Annotated in this window: 14 protein-coding genes; 9 read left to right on the top strand and 5 right to left on the bottom strand. The window is 35.9% G+C overall.

Going from position 1 to position 17,658, the window contains the following annotated elements; all coding sequences use genetic code 11:
* The first annotated feature begins 64 nt into the window (after window positions 1-64).
* Entirely contained in the window at window positions 65-1,123 is a 1,059-nt protein-coding gene (locus tag ACO05S_RS17950; protein ID WP_421919392.1) for a glycoside hydrolase family 5 protein, read from the top strand.
* A 975-nt stretch (window positions 1,124-2,098) separates the two neighbouring features.
* On the opposite strand, the gene ACO05S_RS17945 is transcribed toward ACO05S_RS17950, so the two are convergent.
* The 3 genes from ACO05S_RS17945 to ACO05S_RS17935 form a co-directional block, all read right to left on the bottom strand.
* Window positions 2,099-3,904 (bottom strand): MutS-related protein, encoded by a 1,806-nt coding sequence (locus tag ACO05S_RS17945; RefSeq protein ID WP_421919391.1) that lies wholly within the window; start codon window positions 3,902-3,904, stop codon window positions 2,099-2,101.
* 69 nt (window positions 3,905-3,973) lie between these two features.
* Window positions 3,974-5,287, bottom strand: coding sequence for a cryptochrome/photolyase family protein (locus ACO05S_RS17940; protein ID WP_421919390.1), 1,314 nt, complete (start codon window positions 5,285-5,287; stop codon window positions 3,974-3,976).
* Window positions 5,288-5,387: 100 nt separating this feature from the next.
* The gene (locus ACO05S_RS17935; protein WP_421919389.1) at window positions 5,388-5,570 is read right to left on the bottom strand and encodes a hypothetical protein; all 183 of its coding nucleotides are present in this window, start codon (window positions 5,568-5,570) and stop codon (window positions 5,388-5,390) included.
* A 398-nt stretch (window positions 5,571-5,968) separates the two neighbouring features.
* Here ACO05S_RS17935 and ACO05S_RS17930 point away from each other — a divergent pair, with 398 nt between their 5' ends.
* Complete coding sequence (locus tag ACO05S_RS17930; RefSeq protein ID WP_421919388.1) at window positions 5,969-7,999, top strand: M3 family metallopeptidase; 2,031 nt, start codon at window positions 5,969-5,971, stop codon at window positions 7,997-7,999.
* Between the two features lie 331 nt (window positions 8,000-8,330).
* On the opposite strand, the gene ACO05S_RS17925 is transcribed toward ACO05S_RS17930, so the two are convergent.
* Both ACO05S_RS17925 and ACO05S_RS17920 read right to left on the bottom strand, forming a co-directional pair.
* Window positions 8,331-8,966 (bottom strand): flavodoxin family protein, encoded by a 636-nt coding sequence (locus ACO05S_RS17925; protein WP_421919387.1) that lies wholly within the window; start codon window positions 8,964-8,966, stop codon window positions 8,331-8,333.
* 75 nt (window positions 8,967-9,041) lie between these two features.
* A complete protein-coding gene (locus ACO05S_RS17920) occupies window positions 9,042-9,773 on the bottom strand; it encodes an XRE family transcriptional regulator (protein WP_421919386.1) in 732 nt (243 codons plus the stop codon).
* Window positions 9,774-9,845: 72 nt separating this feature from the next.
* Here ACO05S_RS17920 and dinB point away from each other — a divergent pair, with 72 nt between their 5' ends.
* The 7 genes from dinB to ftsY all read left to right on the top strand — a co-directional run bounded on the left by dinB (window position 9,846) and on the right by ftsY (window position 17,594).
* Window positions 9,846-11,060, top strand: coding sequence for a DNA polymerase IV (gene dinB, locus ACO05S_RS17915; protein WP_421919385.1), 1,215 nt, complete (start codon window positions 9,846-9,848; stop codon window positions 11,058-11,060).
* 318 nt (window positions 11,061-11,378) lie between these two features.
* The gene (locus ACO05S_RS17910; RefSeq protein ID WP_421919384.1) at window positions 11,379-14,327 is read left to right on the top strand and encodes a DNA polymerase III subunit alpha; all 2,949 of its coding nucleotides are present in this window, start codon (window positions 11,379-11,381) and stop codon (window positions 14,325-14,327) included.
* A 361-nt stretch (window positions 14,328-14,688) separates the two neighbouring features.
* A complete protein-coding gene (locus tag ACO05S_RS17905) occupies window positions 14,689-15,597 on the top strand; it encodes a YitT family protein (protein ID WP_421919383.1) in 909 nt (302 codons plus the stop codon).
* 279 nt (window positions 15,598-15,876) lie between these two features.
* Window positions 15,877-16,119 carry a 50S ribosomal protein L28 gene (gene rpmB / locus ACO05S_RS17900; protein WP_054721835.1) on the top strand — a complete coding sequence of 81 codons (243 nt, stop codon included), beginning with the start codon at window positions 15,877-15,879 and terminating at the stop codon, window positions 16,117-16,119.
* 16 nt (window positions 16,120-16,135) lie between these two features.
* Window positions 16,136-16,318, top strand: coding sequence for a 50S ribosomal protein L33 (gene rpmG, locus ACO05S_RS17895; protein ID WP_054721833.1), 183 nt, complete (start codon window positions 16,136-16,138; stop codon window positions 16,316-16,318).
* Window positions 16,319-16,327: 9 nt separating this feature from the next.
* A complete protein-coding gene (locus ACO05S_RS17890; RefSeq protein WP_320119712.1) occupies window positions 16,328-16,483 on the top strand; it encodes a DUF4295 domain-containing protein in 156 nt (51 codons plus the stop codon).
* Window positions 16,484-16,643: 160 nt separating this feature from the next.
* Window positions 16,644-17,594: a signal recognition particle-docking protein FtsY gene (ftsY, locus tag ACO05S_RS17885; protein ID WP_421919382.1), complete on the top strand. Its 951-nt coding sequence runs from the start codon at window positions 16,644-16,646 to the stop codon at window positions 17,592-17,594.
* Window positions 17,595-17,658: the final 64 nt, after the last annotated feature.

Raw genomic sequence — 17,658 nt, 5'->3', positions numbered from 1 at the left:
AAGCTCCAAAGATTTCTGGGGTTAAATTGTATCAGTATATTTTAGACTTTAAAACTACACTTTTATGAAGAAGAAAAAACAAAACAGAATTGTTAGTGACCACGGAGCACTAAGAGTTTTAGGAAATCAAATTGTAAATGAGGAAAACAATGCCGTTTGCCTAGCAGGCATGAGCTATTTTTGGTCAAATCATTCAACACCCAATTGGGAAGGTTATGGTGATCATTTTTACAATGAAGGAACAGTTTCAGAATTGGCAGAAAATTGGAATTGTGATATTGTAAGATGTGCTATTGGAGTAGATAGTAAGGATGGAATGCAAGGAGGTTTGTGCGATGAATGGGAAGAGAATTTTATCAATTTACGGAGTGTAATAGATCAGGCCATCATAGATGATATTTATGTTATCGTAGATTTTCATACTCATTATGCACACGAATTTCCTGAAACGGCAGAGGATTTCTTTGGACAGGTTATTGATGAATATCCCAATTGTAAAAATTTAATTTTTGAGATTTATAATGAACCTAAAGAGATTGATTGGGAATCAAAAGTTAAACCATATGCTGAGCAAATTATTAACTATATCCGTAATGAAAAAAACTGTGACAACTTAATCCTTGTAGGAACAACTACATATTGCCAGGATGTTGATATTGCAGCAGATTCGCCACTCGGAAACGAAGAGGAAAGAAATATTGCTTATGGCTTGCATTTTTATGCTGCAACTCATCAGCAAGTGCAAATGGATAAAGCAATGTATGCAATCGACAAGGGAAACATTGCTTTGTTTGCAACAGAATGGGGAACAGTTAATAACTTAGGGCAATGCAGTCCTGATGAATTTTGGACCGACAAATGGATGACTTTTTTGAGAGAAAATATGATATCTCATTGTAATTGGTCGCTTACCGATAAAGTTGAGGGGTGCCAAAGTGCAAATGAGATTAAGAACGAAGACGCACCCGGAGCATCAGCATTAGTTCAAGGGGCAAGCGTAGAAGGAGATTGGGATTATGATGCTGATTTAACACCTTCGGGAATGATTGTAAAACCAATTGTTGAGAATTGGCAAACTTCTCTGAAAGAACTTAAGGAGAAAATAATAGCCAATAAAATGTAGTAACATTCTATCTTGTAATTAAATTTGGTATACAACATAGAACCTTAGTGCCATATGATAATGGTTGACCGCAAAAGTCGTCCATTTTGTATTCAATAGTTAAGCCGATATAAAACTTAAAGAGCGATGTATTTTTAATCGCTCTTTTTTATTGATTTCAAGCTAAGTTCGATTAAAAATATCTGTAAAGTTAGATTTATACCATTTCTTAACCCTAATTGAGAATATCAAACGTCTTTGGAATTGGTAAGCATAAATAACGTGAGTTCGACGTAAAATTCTATCCACGGAAAGTTATATTTGGGATAGATTTGCATTAAAAATTTGGAAAGAATAGCGTGCTATTTTGAGGAATTTTTAATGTGAAGATGTCGTAAAGAGAACTTTCCATTATGTGTTTGCCTGCTTTCGACATAAATTTCTTCAAATCTTCTTGAAATATCCCGATATTCCTTCGAAAATTTGAGAAAATTTCTACTCAAAATCAGATCAAACTGTGAACGAATTTTACGTCGAACTCACGTTAAATAAGAGAATTAAAACATCAATCATTTTGATTTACCATTGGTGTTACTCCTTATTGCAAATTAGGAGTAGCGACTCCAAACTACATTTTAAATACGATAAACTGCTGTTAAATTAACCCAACAAGAAAGATTTAATTGGTGTATTTACTGCACAATTGGCTTTGCCCGAATTTTTAATGAGCCTTTTGAGAATAAAAAGAGGCGTTTTGAGATTTTTAAAGGGGCTTTTTGCATTAAAAGCCAATTTGTTTTACTTGAAACGCTCATATTTGTAGAAATACGCCAATTTCTTCTCTTTTTATGCTTATTTTTTTGTGTCAATATGGCATTAAAAGTCTTTTAATGTTGGTTGCGACGACTTAAAAGGGCGTTAAATCATTTTTAATGCTGTTTTGCGCAGCCATTTTCGCATTAAAAAATTTTATACCTATTCATAATCAAACGGGTACTAATCATTAATCAGTTCCATCTCAATTCCCATTTTCTTCATTAAAATAGGAGCATTAAAGGTTTTGCAAACACCATCTTGAACTTTATAATCGAAGTACAATTGTTCGCCATCGATTTTAATATCGAAGAATTTGTTTTCCACACAACCAGGCAACTCGTCTTCCAAAACCGATAATTCCAAATCGTGAGTGGCAACCAATCCAACAGCATTGTACTTTACCAATTGCTTAATTAATGCAGCCGATCCTGTATGCTTGTCTTTCGAATTGGTTCCTCTTAGAATTTCATCAAGTAAAAGAAGTGTATTCTCTTTTTTGGTCACCTTATCAAGTACTTGTTGAATCCTTTTCAGTTCGGCATAAAAAGATGATTCATTCTCTTCAATTGAGTCTTTAATTTGCATAGAAGTATTTATCTCTACATTCGAAACCATCATTTTTTTAGCACAGACAGGAGCTCCACTAAGAGCAAGAACCACATTAACACCAATGGTGCGTAAGAAAGTACTTTTCCCAGCCATATTCGAACCAGTAACAATGTGAACTACTCCAGGGCCGGTCATTTTATAATCGTTGCAAACGCGCTTATTTTCATCAATCATAGGATGTCCTGCATCAGACATATCCAATTTGAAATGTTCCTCTGCAATAGTTGCAAAAGCCCAATCAGGATGGTTAAAGCTTAGGTTTGCCAAACTACTTAAGGCTTCAATTTCTCCAATACTTTTAAACCAATTTCCTATTTCGTGTCCATATTTGTTTTTCCATCTGGAAATGCGGAAAATTAAATGCAATTCGTAAAAGAAAAGCAAATTGAAAAGAATTTGCACCAACATGTTGTATCGCTGATCTAGCAACTCAATCAACTTTGAGAGTTTTCTAATTTTTTTGAAAGATTTGATGCCGCTGCTTGCAAGATTTTGCTTGATTTCTTTCAGTTTATCCGACTTCCATTCCTGAGATTCAAATTCTTCAATAATATTGGCATAGATCATTAGCATATCTGCACGTTTTGAGGTGGTATTATGTGCAAGTCCAACTTTTTTAAAGTTAAAATAGTGAATTGCAATACTAATCATCAACAAAATCATAATAGGAATAGAAGAACCTACTATTGCGTAAATTAAAACAGGAAGTGATAAGAACGGCAAAATTGTGATGGCTATTTGTAGTTTTTTATTTCCATAAAAAGGCGAGGGCATTTTCCCCCAGTCACTAACAAAATCAGGATCATCATTTTTTAGTTTTCTTAGCAAGCCATATTGAATGATGTTCTGTCTCCAATCTATTTTCGCACTAAGTTCCTGAATTGCCATTTGACGTTCAATAATAGTTTTGTTACTTGCAGGTGCAGATAAGTATGAAGCTAAACCATCATTTCCACTTTTGCTTACACCTCGATTTATTAATTGGTAAATAGAATGTTCTCCAAATATATCCAGATCTGAGCTGTAAGGATGATTATGAACTTCGTACTCTTCACCATTATTATACAATGAACTATGTCTTGTTTCAATGCATTTTAATTCATTTTCATTGATTTCAATTAGTTTTTGAAGCCTTTTGATATTCTTCTCATTTCTGTTGTATTTGAGAACAAAGTAAATAAGAGCTCCAATTAAAATCGCAGCAAGCAAAATAGCTAAAGGTATCGAATAGGGGAAAATGACATAGAAAAGCACAAATGCGCCTACAGCGCTAAGCAAACGGAACATAGAAAATTTTCTATTTGTGCTCTTTAATTGCTTAATTTCTTGTTGAAATGAGCTTATTCTTTGAGAGTAAATTTTTGCTTTTTGATTCATACGATTTCTTACTTAATTGTTCGGAACCAAAAGTAATAAAAGCTACATTCATTAAAAAGATGATCAGACTTAAACTCCTTGCCTTTGTAATGCTGATTTGTAACTTTCCAAGGCTCTATTTCTTGCAAACTTGTGATCGATCATCGGTTTAGGATAGGAATCTGTTCCCAAGTCCGGAATCCATTTTTTGATGTAAGCAAAATCGGGATCAAATTTCTTTTGTTGTTCGCTTGGATTAAATACCCTGAAATATGGTGCGGCATCGCAACCGCATCCTGCAACCCATTGCCAATTGCCATTGTTCGCAGCCTGGTCGTAATCAAGCAGGTAATTGGCAAACCAAGCTTCGCCCCAACGCCAATCAATCAATAGATCCTTAACCAAAAAGCTGGCTACAATCATCCTTACCCGATTGTGCAAATTGCCCGTTGCCTTTAATTCTCTCATACCAGCATCTACAATAGGAAAGCCAGTCATACCATTTGTCCATAGCTCAAATTCTTCCTCGTTATTCACCCACTGGATTTGGTTATAAGACGGTTTAAAGCATTCTTGTTCAACTCTTGGGAAGTTGACCAGAATTTGCATGAAAAATTCCCGCCAGATGAGTTGAAATAAAAATTGATCATCTCCTTTTAAAGCTTCCCGAACTGCCTGGCGAATGCTGATTGTACCAAAACGCAGATGAATGCCTAAATTCGAAGTCGCTTTTAAAGCTGGAAAGTTTCTTCGGTCATCGTAATTCGAAAGCATATCCATCGAAAGGTTTATGGCAGGAATATCAATGTAAGATGCGCTAAAACCAATATCGGCAAGAGATGGAATTTTATTGAATTTCATTTGTACGGTATTCGATGCATCTAACTCGTAGGAATAGGGAAGGTGTTCTTTTGGGTTGAACACCGATCGCCATTTCTTCATGTATGGAGTATAAACCGTGTAGGGTGTTCCATCTTTTTTAAGAATTTCCTTCTTTTTAAATATTACCTGATCTTTATAAAGCTGAAAACCTACTTGTTGAGATTCGCACAAATCTTTACATGCTTGGTCTCTGGCGATAGCGAATGGTTCGTAATCCTCATTTGCATATATATTCGCAATAGGGTATTCCTTTAAAACTTCCGAAATACAATGCAATGCAGAACCATATTTCACCAATAATCTTGATCCAATTTTAGAAAGCTCTAGGTTTATTTTCTGTAGTTTACTATGAATATAATTGATTCGGGCATCCTTTCTGTCTTCCAACTGATCCAGGATTTCTGTATCGAAATTGAAGTAGAAAAGGAGCTTCATGTTCGTTTGTAGCGCTTGATTAATTGCTGCATTGTCCTGAAGTCTTAGGTCTCGTCTTAGCCAAATTAGAATACAATTCTTTTCCATTATCGTTTACTTTTAGTTGTAAATACAAAATAAAGCATAAAATGTTCAATAAAAAGAAAAAAATACCCGAATATATCGTATGTTATTCGGATTGAGAAATTTATACTCTTGTTTGTCCATTGCTAATAATCATCCATTTGTAAAAGCACAACTCTTCTAACGCCATTGCTTGGCGAGCATAAAGTTTCTGTGTGCTGATTCCTATTTCAGCTGCCAAACCGAATTGAGATCCATCAGTAAAAGCAGTTGAAGTATTAGAATAGATTACTACTGCATCAAGCATTGACTAAAAGGCATTTATGCTTTCTCTGTTTTCACATATAATGCCCTTGCTGTGCTTCGAACTGTACTTGTGGATGTGGTTCAGAGCCTCTCCCAAATCATTAATACAGCGAATGCTTTATTAGGTGCAAGTTTTAGTTTACTTGTGAGTTAAAGGCTTTGTTTAAAGTATTACTTTAATTAAGAAGACAAGAAGCTGATCCCCACATGGGATGGGGAAAAGTAAATATTCTTAAGAAAAATTGACTGTTGAATGCTTTGTATATTAGAAATGTGAGCTAATTTAGATTGAAGATTAAAAAAAACGTATTCGGAAATTTTACAAATTAGATTTCTTGAAGCCTTATTTTGTATGTTCAATTCTTATCTTTGTTTGTGAAATTAAAATCAAGAATAATTATGAGTAAAAATCCTTTGTTAGAAGTATTCTCAACACCATATGAATCTGTGCCATTCAATAGAATTGAGATGGAACACTATATGCCGGCATTTAAAAAGAGTATTGAAAATGCCAGAAATGAAATAGATCAAATTACCAATTCGACAGAAGAACCTGCTTTCAAGAATACCATCGAGGCTCTTGAGTATACAGGGCAGCAGCTAGATCGTATAGGCTCGGTTTTTTTCAATTTGAATCATGCGGATACAAATGATGAAATGCAGGCTTTGGCTCGCGAAATTTCTCCAATGCTGACCGAGTTTTCCAATGATATCATTATGAATGAGAAACTCTTTAAAAGAGTGAAGCATGTGTATGAAATCAAAGAGGATTTGAACTTGAATGTTGAGGAAACACAGTTGCTGACCGATAGATACAAATCCTTTGTTAGGTCGGGTGCTGATTTGAATGAAGAGAAAAAGTTAAAAATCAGAGAAATCTCAAAAGAACTTTCAAAATTGACCCTTCAGTTTGGTGAGAATGTATTGGCTGCTACTAATAATTTTGAGCTGCATTTAACAGATTCAAAAGATGTGGCGGGCTTGCCTGAGGGGATTTTAGAAGCTGCATCGGCCTTAGCAAAGGAAAAAGATAAGGAAGGATGGATGTTTAACCTGCAATTTCCTAGCTATGTTCCTTTTATGCAATACGCCGAAAAACGCGAATTGCGCAAAAAAATGTTTAAAGCTTACTCTTCGCGCTGTTTTAACGATAAATTCGACAATCAAAAGATTATTCATCGCATTGTGGAACTGCGATTGGCAAAGGTTCAATTGCTAGGTTACCAAAGCTATTCGGATTACGTGTTGGAGGAAAGAATGGCAAAATCGGCAGACAATGTAATCCGTTTTTTGAATGAACTTTTGGATGCATCCATGCCAAGAGCAAAAGAAGAGTTCAGGGAATTGCAAGAGTATGCTAAATCGCTTGGCGCAGATTTTGAATTGCAAAGATGGGATTGGGCTTACTATGCCGAGAAGTTGAAGACCGAAAAATTTGATATCAATGATGAAATAACGCGTCCGTATTTCGAACTGGAGCGTGTGAAGGAGGGGATTTTTGATTTAGCAGGCAAACTGTACGGATTGCACTTTCAATTGAATACCGATATTCCAAAATATCACGATGAAGTGGATGTTTACGAAGTGTTTGATGCTGATCAGAATTTTATATCCTTGTTCTATACTGATTTTCACCCAAGAAACACAAAGCAAGGAGGCGCCTGGATGACTTCCTTTGTTGATCAGTACAAGAAAGAAAATAAGGATTACAGACCGCACATTTCCATTGTGTGCAATTTTACTCGTCCGACCGAAACCAAGCCGTCTTTATTAACTTTTAATGAAGTAACTACATTCTTGCATGAATTTGGTCATGCACTGCACGGAATGCTTTCGAAGTGTACCTATAGTACCTTGTCGGGAACTAATGTATACAGGGATTTTGTGGAGTTACCATCGCAGTTTATGGAGAACTTTGCATACCGTAAAGAGTGGCTGGATGAAGTTGCAATGCATTATGAAACGGGAGAGAAGATCCCTCAGGAATTGATTCAGAAGATTATTGATAGCTCGAATTTCTTAAGTGGATATGGTTTTGTTCGCCAGATAAGTTTTGGTTTGAATGACATGGCTTGGCATATTGTAAACAAGCCAGTTACGGGTTTGGTAGAGGAGTTCGAAGATCGGGCAATGGCGTCGACCGAGCTCTTCTCGAAAGTAAATGGAAGCTGCATGAGTACATCTTTCTCGCATATTTTTGCGGGAGGATATGCAGCCGGATATTATGGCTACAAATGGGCAGAGGTTTTGGATGCGGATGCTTTCGAGGCTTTTAAGGAGAATGGTATTTACGATAAAGCTACGGCTAATGCCTTCCGTGAGAATGTGCTGGAAAAAGGAGGTAGCGATCACCCAATGAATTTGTACCTAAAATTTAGAGGTAAAGAACCGTCAATTGATCCTCTTTTGAAAAGAAGTGGCTTAAAGTAAACCTCTCATAGAGCTAAGAAATATTCTAACTGGAATTGCATTTCTTGTCGTAAAATGAAAAAGGTAATGGAATAGGTGAAAAACAAATAGAGAAACAAGGTAAGTGTTGTTTTTATGAATACCTCACAACAAGAAAGTTAGAAAGTAATGAAAGTATTCAGGTTCGTATTCCAACTCAAATTCTACTCGATAAGGAAGAGAAAGAATATTACAGACATATCCGTTATATTTCTTATGAAGATTTTAGTAAACAGTTTAAATAAAAATCGCCAGTCTATGCTTATAGATTGGCGATGTTTTTAAAGTTGGCAATGCTGGTATTTGTTTACATCTACCTCACAAAATGAGTATAGGCTTTCTTTTCTGGTATTGGCGCTTCCACTTTGTTTTTTCCATTTTCAATTAATTCAAGTAGATATGCCATGTTTTTACCTAATATTCTCATAATTTGAGCACCTTCTTCATCTTGGAGAACTTGCCCGGGGGCCAAACCGTGAATCACATTCCAGTAGTTCGATGTTGGAATCATCATTTCGGAATAGGTAAGGTAGTTGTTCATCTCATTAAAGGCTGGTAAGCCTCCTGATCTTCTTACTACAGCTATCGAAGCACCTACTTTATAACGGAACAAATTGCCATTTGCACCGCTTGCATAGAAAGCGCGGTCGAGAAAGGACTTCATTCCTGCACTTAGTGATGCATAGTGCACGGGTGATCCAAGAAGAATTCCGTCGGCTTCTTGCATTTTCTGAATCCAATTATTCACATCATCATTTTTGATGATACATTTTTCATCCCGATTTTTCGCACACATATTGCAGGCAGTACATGCTTTCACATTTTTGATACCCACTTGCAAAATTTCCGTTTCAATGTTTTTGGCTTCCAACTGCTCACACACCAATTGTAATGCATGGTAGGTATTGCCTTCTTTTTTGGGACTTCCGTTAATGGCTACTACTTTCATATTTATTGTTTTGATTTTTTTAAGGGTTCAAAATTACCATCATTAAAGCAATTATAATGGTAATGAATTGTTAATTTATTTAATGTCGAATTCACTTTGCTCAATCTCAAAACCATTGTAAGTTTCAAATTTCCATATCTCAGCTACTTTTCCAATCGGTAGTTCATAAGGTTTGTAGTTTCGGTTGGTCGATACCAAAAGAAGACTCTGATTTTTCTCGAGCTGTTTGTACACCACCTTAAATACGATACCATCCTCCTGGGTAACAATAATGCAGGGAGTACCATCTTTAATGCTTTCCCAGTTTTGGATGTATGATGCAGTTACCCATGATCCCTCAGGAATGGGAAGCATTGAATCGCCTTCAATTTGAAAAGTTCGATAGGTTTTATCTTTTGGCAAAAAGGGAAGGGAGAACTTTGGCAGCGATTCGATAAAATCTAAATCGCCATAGCTGTTTGTATAGCCAGCCTGGGCTTTTAAAGGTACCATTTCAATGTTTTCATCTCCATTTTGGTTTACCGATATGGTTAGCAAACGAAGTTTCTTTCCCGTCACATCAATGTCGAAACCATCTTCGATCTGCGAAAGCTGAAATTCCGATAATTCCTGCAAGTTATACCTTATTAATGCATCGATAGAAACACCAAAGTATTCAGCAAATTTAATTAGTACTCTAAAAGGTGGTTGAACACTCTTTTCATATCCTGCCAAAGTGGTACGTGTAATCTCCAATTGCTCAGCCAAATCGGCCTGCGATTTCTTTCTTCTCTTGCGAAGGAACTTGATATTTTCTGCAAAAAACATGCTTTTTTCTTTCAAATATACGAACGATAGACTAAATTATCGACAGGATTATGACGAAAATATCGACATTTAATGAAAAAAACAATATTACATATGGATTTAGACACATTTTTTGTGTCGTGTGAGAGGTTGTTGGACAGTAGGTTGAACAATCGACCGGTATTGATTGGGGGAACATCAGACAGGGGAGTAGTAGCAGCTTGTTCTTACGAAGCACGTACATATGGCATTCATTCTGCCATGCCCATGAAAATGGCTCGTATGCTTTGTCCCGAAGCTGTTGTGATTAGGGGGAATAGTGGTACTTACAGTAAATTTTCCGACCAGGTAACGGAAATCATTAAGGAGCGTTCGCCTTTGTTCGAAAAATCATCTATCGATGAGTTTTATATGGACATTACTGGGATGGATCGTTTTGTGCAGGAGAGCTACTTGTGGTCCAGAGAGCTTAGAGATAAAATTATAAAGGAAACACACTTGCCAATTTCTTTTGGCTTATCTACCAGCAAAACGGTTTCTAAAGTGGGAACAGGTGAGGCCAAACCCAATAATCATATCAATATAGAATATGGAAACGAGATCCCTTTTTTAGCTCCACTTTCGATAAAGAAAATTCCTATGGTTGGCGATAAAACTTATCACAAATTGCGAAGCATGGGAATAGAGAAAGTAAGAACCGTGCAAGAAATGCCCATGGAATTAATGGAGCGTGTGTTAGGAAAAAATGGACAAGTGATTTGGAAGAAGGCGCAGGGAATTGATAACACTCCTGTGATTGCCTGGAATGAGAGAAAATCCATATCGACAGAACGAACTTTTGAACGAGATACCACCGATGTTGTAAAATTACGCAGCATTTTGGTTGCAATGGCCGAAAATCTGGCTTATCAGCTTCGAAATGGAAACAAACTAACTGCCTGTGTGACGGTTAAGATTCGCTATTCTGATTTTCAAACTTACACCAAACAAAAGCGAATTCCTTACACATCGCTCGATCATACACTAATCGCTACAGTGCTCGACCTGTTTGATAAGATGTATGAACGCCGGGTTTTGATTCGGCTCATCGGAGTTCGCTTCAGCAATTTGGTGGGAGGAACTTATCAAATTCGTTTGTTCGAAGACTCTGAGAAACTCATTAAGCTGTATCAGAAAATGGATCATTTGCGAAATAGGTTTGGGAAAAATGCAGTGAAACGAGCCATAGGAATGGATGTAAAAACCATTGGAGGAATGAATCCTTTTAATGGGCAAGCACCAATTATTCCTGCTCATCGCAGACGGTAATATCAATTAATAATTAAGAATGAATAATGTGTAATTGTAAAAAACACAAAAAACGACATAGGACTCAATGGGTATTGGAAGGTTAAACTGCTTATGCGCAGAAAACTTTTTTAGAAAGACGGGGAAGCTTCGAAGAATTGAGAAGATCACCCCGCCGCACTTAAAGTTTTTAAGTAGAAGTAGTTTTAGCTTACACACCCTAGATTCTTTGCTTACTTTCTCAGCAATGGAGAAAGTAAGAGCCTTCCGGCTTGAGGATAAAATATAAATAAAAGGAATTTTCAATCCTAGATTCGAATTACTAATGATTCATTGAGCATGTTATTGAATTGTCACTCATACTATAGTTTTAAATACGGAGCTCTTTCAATAGAGGAAGTTTTAAAAGAAACTCAATCTGGAGGGTACACTACTATTGCCTTAACTGATATTAACAATACAGCAGCAAGTCTCGATTTTGTACGGCAGACAAAAGCTTTTAATGTACGTCCTATTGTTGGTGTAGATATCAGAAATAGAGCTAAACAGCAATATGTGTTACTTGCAAAGAATGCAGATGGTTTTCGAGAAATCAATGAATTTTTAACAGGAAACCTGCATCAAAGTAAAGTGTTTGCACCAGATGCACCAACATTAAAAGAGGCGTTTGTAATTTATCCTTTTCAAAATAATTATAGAGAGCTAAAATCAAACGAATATATTGGTGTCAGGCCTCAGGATTTACCCCACTTGCCTTTTTCCGAGTGGAAAAATCATCAGGACAAGTTAGTTGTACTACAAACTGCAAGCTTTCGAAATAAAAAGGATTATAATATTCATAGGTTGTTACGTGCAATAGATGGAAATACTTTGCTAAGCAAGCTTGCGAAAGAGGATCAAGCCAGTTTTGAAGATCAATACAGAAATGAGTCTGAACTATTGGAATTGTATAAAGAATATCCTCAAATTATTGAGAATACAGAAGTTCTTCTGGCTTCTTGCAGCATGGATTTTGAATTTGGAACCAACAAGAACAAAAAGCTTTTTACAGAATCGGAAGAAGAAGATTTCAAGCTGTTAATGAAATTGGCTTGTGATGGCTTAGGGTATCGATATCATGATGTAACAGATGAGATTCTGGATCGCTTAAATAAAGAACTGAAAGTAATAAGGCAACTTGGTTTTTGTTCCTATTTTCTGATCAATTGGGATTTGGTTCGTTATGCCCAAAGTAAAGGATATTACCATGTTGGACGAGGAAGTGGAGCCAATAGTCTTGTTGCTTATTTATTGAAAATCACTAATGTTGACCCAGTTGACTTAGACCTTTACTTTGAGAGGTTTATCAACCCGTTTCGAACATCGCCTCCCGATTTTGATATCGACTTTTCATGGACTGACAGGGATGATGTTACTCGTTATCTGTTTGATAAGTATGGTTGGGATCATGTTGTGTTGTTGGGAACTTTTATCACTTTCAATCACAAATCGGCTTTTCGGGAAATTGGGAAAGTATTTGGTTTGCCCGATGAAGAGATCAGCCGTTTGCAGAAAAATCCCAATCCAGCACAAGCCGATGAGTATGGCAAATGGGTAATTCGTTACAGTCAATACATTAGTGGTTTTCCTAGTCATAATAGTATTCATTCAAGTGGAATTTTAATTTCTGACGATCCAATTAGCAATTATTCGGCTACAGAGTTATTGCCAAAGGGTTTTCCATCTACCCAATTCGATATGTATATCTCTGAAGACTTGGGTTTACACAAATTCGATATTTTAAGTCAACGTGGTTTAGGAAAGATTAAAGATACTTTAGAGATTATCAAGCAAAATCATGGAATTGATATTGATATTAACGATACCAAATTGTTCATGGAAGATGTTCGTGTAAAACGAATGCTTAAAAAAGGACAGGCAATTGGTTGTTTTTATGTAGAATCTCCGGCTATGCGCATGCTCTTAACTAAACTTAAAGCAGAAGATTACAAACGCTTGGTTGCTGCCAGTTCTATTATTCGCCCGGGAGTAGCCAAAAGCGGAATGATGCGAGAATATATTATTCGTTTTCAGAACAAGGAAAGGAGAGAGCAAGCCCAACGAGATTTACCTGAATTATATGATATCCTGGAAGAAACATATGGTGTAATGGTGTATCAGGAAGATGTAATTAAGGTTGCTCATTATTTTGCTGAGTTAACACTTGATGAAGCTGATGTATTGCGCCGGGGAATGTCCTGGAAATTTAAGCAGAGAAATGAATTTGCGAAGGTAAAAGACAAGTTTTTTTCCAATTGCCAAGCAAAGGGATATGCCGATGCTGTAGTTCGTGATATCTGGAGACAAATAGAAAGTTTTGCCAATTATGCTTTCGCCAAAGGTCATTCTGCCAGTTATGCGGTAGAGAGTTTTCAGGCACTTTATTTAAAAGCATATTATCCTTTGGAATATATGGTAGCCACACTAAATAATGGTGGTGGATTTTATTCTGCTCAATTGTATTTGCATGAAGCTGTAATGCATGGAGCCAAAGTAGAAGTTCCCTGTGTAAATCGAAGTGCATGGGAAAATACTATTAAAAAGGATAAAATTTGGCTGGGATTCTATCTTTTAAGAGATTTAGAACGATCAACAGGAAAAAATTTAATTAAAGAGCGAGAGCAAAATGGAAATTTTAAGAGCTTACGCGATTTTGTGAAACGTTTTCCAATTAGTTTGGAACAGCTAATTATTCTAATCCGCATAGGATCCTTTCGGTTTACTGACAAAGGTAAAAAAGAGCTTTTGTGGGACGCACATTTCTTGTTAGGTCATTCCAAGAAAACCAAACCGGAGAAAACACTTTTTCAGACTGAAGTGAAAGAATTTCAATTGCCTGAATTGTGGAAACATAAGCTCGAAGATGCTTTTGATGAGTTAGAAATACTTGGTTTGTCTGTACAATCTCCTTTTAAATTGGTGAAAGATGATTTACCGTCTGATTTAAAAGCCTGTCATTTACCGTGCTTAATCAGCCGCTATATTAGAATTGTTGGATTTTTAATTCATCGCAAACCCACAAAAGCTAGTAATGGCAAGATTATGTATTTCGGAACATGGATAGATTTGGATGGACATTGGTTGGATACTGTCCATTTTTATCCAATAGCCAAAGAATATCCTTTTCGGGGACCTGGCTGTTATGTTATAGAAGGTAAAGTAATGGATGCATATGGATTTCTTAGCATAGAAGTGAGTAAAATGGAGCGAATGCCAAATATAAGTATTGATGATATTGTTTCAGCCTAAAACATCTTTATCTGTGCTGTTTCCCTGTTTGATATTCGCCCGAATAAAGGAAAAATTGATAGTGTAACAATTATTAAAACTGCATTATATACATAATACCACTTTTATATTCTTATTTTTAGTTTGGGTTAAGGTTTTAAAATCAGGAGTAATGCAATAAAAATAGATGTCATAAGTGAAAAATTGACGTCTTTTTTAATCGATTTTTGAAGACTTGTCAAAAAAAATAAGCCAAACTTTCTTTTGGCCTTGTTTATCAGTGATTTGCAGAAGTAAGAAAAATGAGCAAAAAGCTTGCAAATAAAATCGGCGAATCTATTTTTGTCGGCGAATTTTGATCACTTTAACAAACACTATTAAAATGGCTTTTATTACTAAAGAAAAGTTCTTGTCGAATGAATGGTTAACGGCATACTCTTACCTGATTTTAGGTAGTATTATTTTTGCTGTTTCCGACATCCTATTTGTGGTACCTTACAAATTGGCTCCAGGAGGAGTTTATGGTATTGCAACCGTACTAAACACACTGTTTGGATGGAAAATTAGTTACTGTACTTTTGCTATGGAGATCCCATTGGTAATTATTGGAACTATAATTTTGGGTCCCCGATTTGGCGTTAAAACCATCGTAAGCATTGCAACAATTTTGCTAACGGTTTGGTTTATGGAAACCTACATTTCTCCGGATTATGCAAAAGTAATTGCGGATCCAATGCTGAATACCATTGTAGCTGGTGTGTTTTATGGAATTTCAATCGGATTTATCTTTAAATCACGTGCAACTTCGGGAGGATCTGATATTGTAGCAATGATCTTGGCCAAGTATACCAAATTATCATTGGGTAAGTTGGTAATGATTGTTGATGGTTTAATTGTATTATTTACTTTGGTACAGCCAACCGAAACAGGTGCAATTGGCTGGGAGTTCGCCATCTATTCATTAATTATTATCTATATCGAAGGTAAAATTATCGATATGGTAGTGAGTGGTGCAAATTATCACAAAACAGTGATGATCGTATCTGAGCATTACGAATCTATCGTATCTAAAATAAAAGATGATTTAAAACGTGGTGCTACTGTATTTAGCGGAACAGGGGCTTACTCAGGTGAAGAAAGAAAAATGGTTTACTCAGTGATGAGCCGAAGGGAACTTGAGATTTTAAAACTACATGTTAAATCGGTAGATCCCGAAGCATTTGTAAATGTAACCGAGGCAAATGAAATTATTGGTAAAGGATTTAAATCTTTGAACGAGGAAGAAGAATAAAGATTTAATCGAGATAATTGTTTAAATCCCTTCTAATACGGAGGGATTTTTTTATTTTTGCTTGTGCGACGCTTCAAATTTACAATTCAAGAATTTATTGTTTGTTATTCGAAAATTACACCAATCGTAGAAACTTATTGTTTTTGCAGATTAGAGGAGGTTTGGGGCTGATTTAAAATATATCTGTAAAAAGTTGTAAGATAATTTGATTTTTAAGAAAATTATTGCGTATTTTGCGACCTGTTTGAAAAGCGTTTAAGGAAAAAAATAATCTGGACTATGTCAAGAGTTTGTCAAATTACTGGAAAGAGCGTAATGGTGGGAAATAATGTTTCTCACTCTAAGAGAAGAACTAAAAGAAGATTCTATCCAAATCTTTTCGTTAAAAAGTTTTATCTTCCTGAGGAAGATCGTTGGATTGAATTGAAAGTATCTGCTGCTGGTGTACGTCTAATTAATAAATTAGGTGTGAAAGGTGCACTTACTAAAGCTCAAGAAAAAGGATTTATTAAAAATTATTAAAAAAGAGGCATAGAAAATGGCTAAAAAAGGTAATAGAGTGCAAGTAATTCTTGAGTGTACTGAGCATAAAGAAAGCGGTATGCCAGGAACTTCAAGGTACATCACCACTAAAAATAAAAAGAATACTCCTGATCGTATGGAGTTGAAGAAGTATAATCCTATTTTGAAGAAAGTAACCCTTCACAGAGAAATTAAATAATTTTAAGATATGGCTAAGAAAGTAGTAGCATCCCTACAAAAAGGTGAAGGCCGTGGTTACGCAAAAGTAATCAAAATGGTAAAGTCGCCTAAGACTGGTTCATACTCTTTTAAAGAAGAGATTGTTCCAAACGAGAACGTTAAGGATTTCTTTGCAAAGAAATAAGAAATTCATATCATACCGAATAATAAAAGCTTCTTGATTTTTCGAGAAGCTTTTTTTGTGCTTTAAACCGAAACTTTTATTGTTTTGGCTTAAAACGTTTATTGTTAATTGCTTGGGATTGTGTTTTTTTTGTACTTTAGCATCTTAAAATTTAGAAAAAATGGGATTATTTGGAAATTTTTCGAAATCGAAAAAAGAAAATCTTAATAAAGGATTGGCCAAAACAAAAGAGAGTGTTTTTACAAAGCTTTCGAGGGCTGTTGTTGGTAAATCTACCGTTGATGATGATGTACTTGATGAGTTGGAAGAAGTATTGATAACTTCTGATGTGGGTGTAGATACAACATTAAAAATCATCGAACGAATTGAAGAGAGAGTTGCTCAGGATAAATTCTTAGGAACATCAGAATTGAATCGTATTCTTAAAGAGGAAATTGCTGGTTTGCTTGAAGAAAACAACAAAGGCAATTACGAAGCTTATGAACTTCCAAAATCTGATCATCCCTATGTTATAATGGTGGTTGGTGTTAATGGCGTTGGTAAAACTACTACAATTGGAAAATTGGCTCATCAGTTTAAAAATTCGGGCAAAAAGGTAATGCTTGGTGCTGCCGATACTTTTCGTGCTGCAGCCGTTGATCAATTGATTATCTGGTCGGAACGAGTAGGAGTGCCTGTTGTGAATCAGGGAATGGGTGCCGATCCGGCTTCCGTTGCATTCGAAACTTTAACAAAAGCAAAAGAAGAAGGTTCTGATGTTGTAATTATTGATACTGCAGGCAGATTGCATAACAAAATTAATTTAATGAATGAGCTAAGTAAGATTAAGCGCGTAATGGATCGCGTAATTCCTGAAGCTCCGCATGAAATTCTTTTGGTTCTCGACGGATCTACAGGTCAGAATGCATTCGAACAGGCCAAACAATTTACTAAAGCTACAGAGGTTAATGCCTTGGCCATCACCAAGCTTGATGGCACGGCCAAAGGTGGTGTTGTAATTGGTGTTTCCGATCAATTTAAAGTTCCGGTAAAATATATTGGGATTGGCGAAGGAATGGAAGATTTGCAAGTCTTCAATAGAGATGAATTTGTTGCATCTTTGTTTGATTGATTCTTGCAATTGTAAAAATATACGAATAGGCTGCCATTTTATGGTGGCCTATTTCTTTTAAAGC

The sequence above is a fragment of the Marinifilum sp. genome, from assembly GCF_965230805.1.
Lineage (GTDB): Bacteria > Bacteroidota > Bacteroidia > Bacteroidales > Marinifilaceae > Marinifilum.
Note: the sequence above shows the minus strand (reverse complement) of the source record. Positions and strands in the feature narration are given on the sequence as shown.

Bases quoted from the DNA above. Each gene is read 5' to 3' on its own strand.
- ftsY (WP_421919382.1), top strand. From the start codon at position 16,644: ATGGGATTATTTGGAAATTTTTCGAAATCGAAAAAAGAAAATCTTAAT.
- ACO05S_RS17905 (WP_421919383.1), top strand. From the start codon at position 14,689: ATGGCTTTTATTACTAAAGAAAAGTTCTTGTCGAATGAATGGTTAACG.
- ACO05S_RS17945 (WP_421919391.1), bottom strand. From the start codon at position 3,904: ATGAATCAAAAAGCAAAAATTTACTCTCAAAGAATAAGCTCATTTCAA.
- rpmB (WP_054721835.1), top strand. From the start codon at position 15,877: ATGTCAAGAGTTTGTCAAATTACTGGAAAGAGCGTAATGGTGGGAAAT.
- ACO05S_RS17950 (WP_421919392.1), top strand. From the start codon at position 65: ATGAAGAAGAAAAAACAAAACAGAATTGTTAGTGACCACGGAGCACTA.
- ACO05S_RS17920 (WP_421919386.1), bottom strand. From the start codon at position 9,773: ATGTTTTTTGCAGAAAATATCAAGTTCCTTCGCAAGAGAAGAAAGAAA.
- dinB (WP_421919385.1), top strand. From the start codon at position 9,846: ATGAAAAAAACAATATTACATATGGATTTAGACACATTTTTTGTGTCG.
- ACO05S_RS17940 (WP_421919390.1), bottom strand. From the start codon at position 5,287: ATGGAAAAGAATTGTATTCTAATTTGGCTAAGACGAGACCTAAGACTT.
- ACO05S_RS17935 (WP_421919389.1), bottom strand. From the start codon at position 5,570: ATGCTTGATGCAGTAGTAATCTATTCTAATACTTCAACTGCTTTTACT.
- ACO05S_RS17925 (WP_421919387.1), bottom strand. From the start codon at position 8,966: ATGAAAGTAGTAGCCATTAACGGAAGTCCCAAAAAAGAAGGCAATACC.
- ACO05S_RS17910 (WP_421919384.1), top strand. From the start codon at position 11,379: ATGTTATTGAATTGTCACTCATACTATAGTTTTAAATACGGAGCTCTT.
- ACO05S_RS17930 (WP_421919388.1), top strand. From the start codon at position 5,969: ATGAGTAAAAATCCTTTGTTAGAAGTATTCTCAACACCATATGAATCT.
- ACO05S_RS17890 (WP_320119712.1), top strand. From the start codon at position 16,328: ATGGCTAAGAAAGTAGTAGCATCCCTACAAAAAGGTGAAGGCCGTGGT.
- rpmG (WP_054721833.1), top strand. From the start codon at position 16,136: ATGGCTAAAAAAGGTAATAGAGTGCAAGTAATTCTTGAGTGTACTGAG.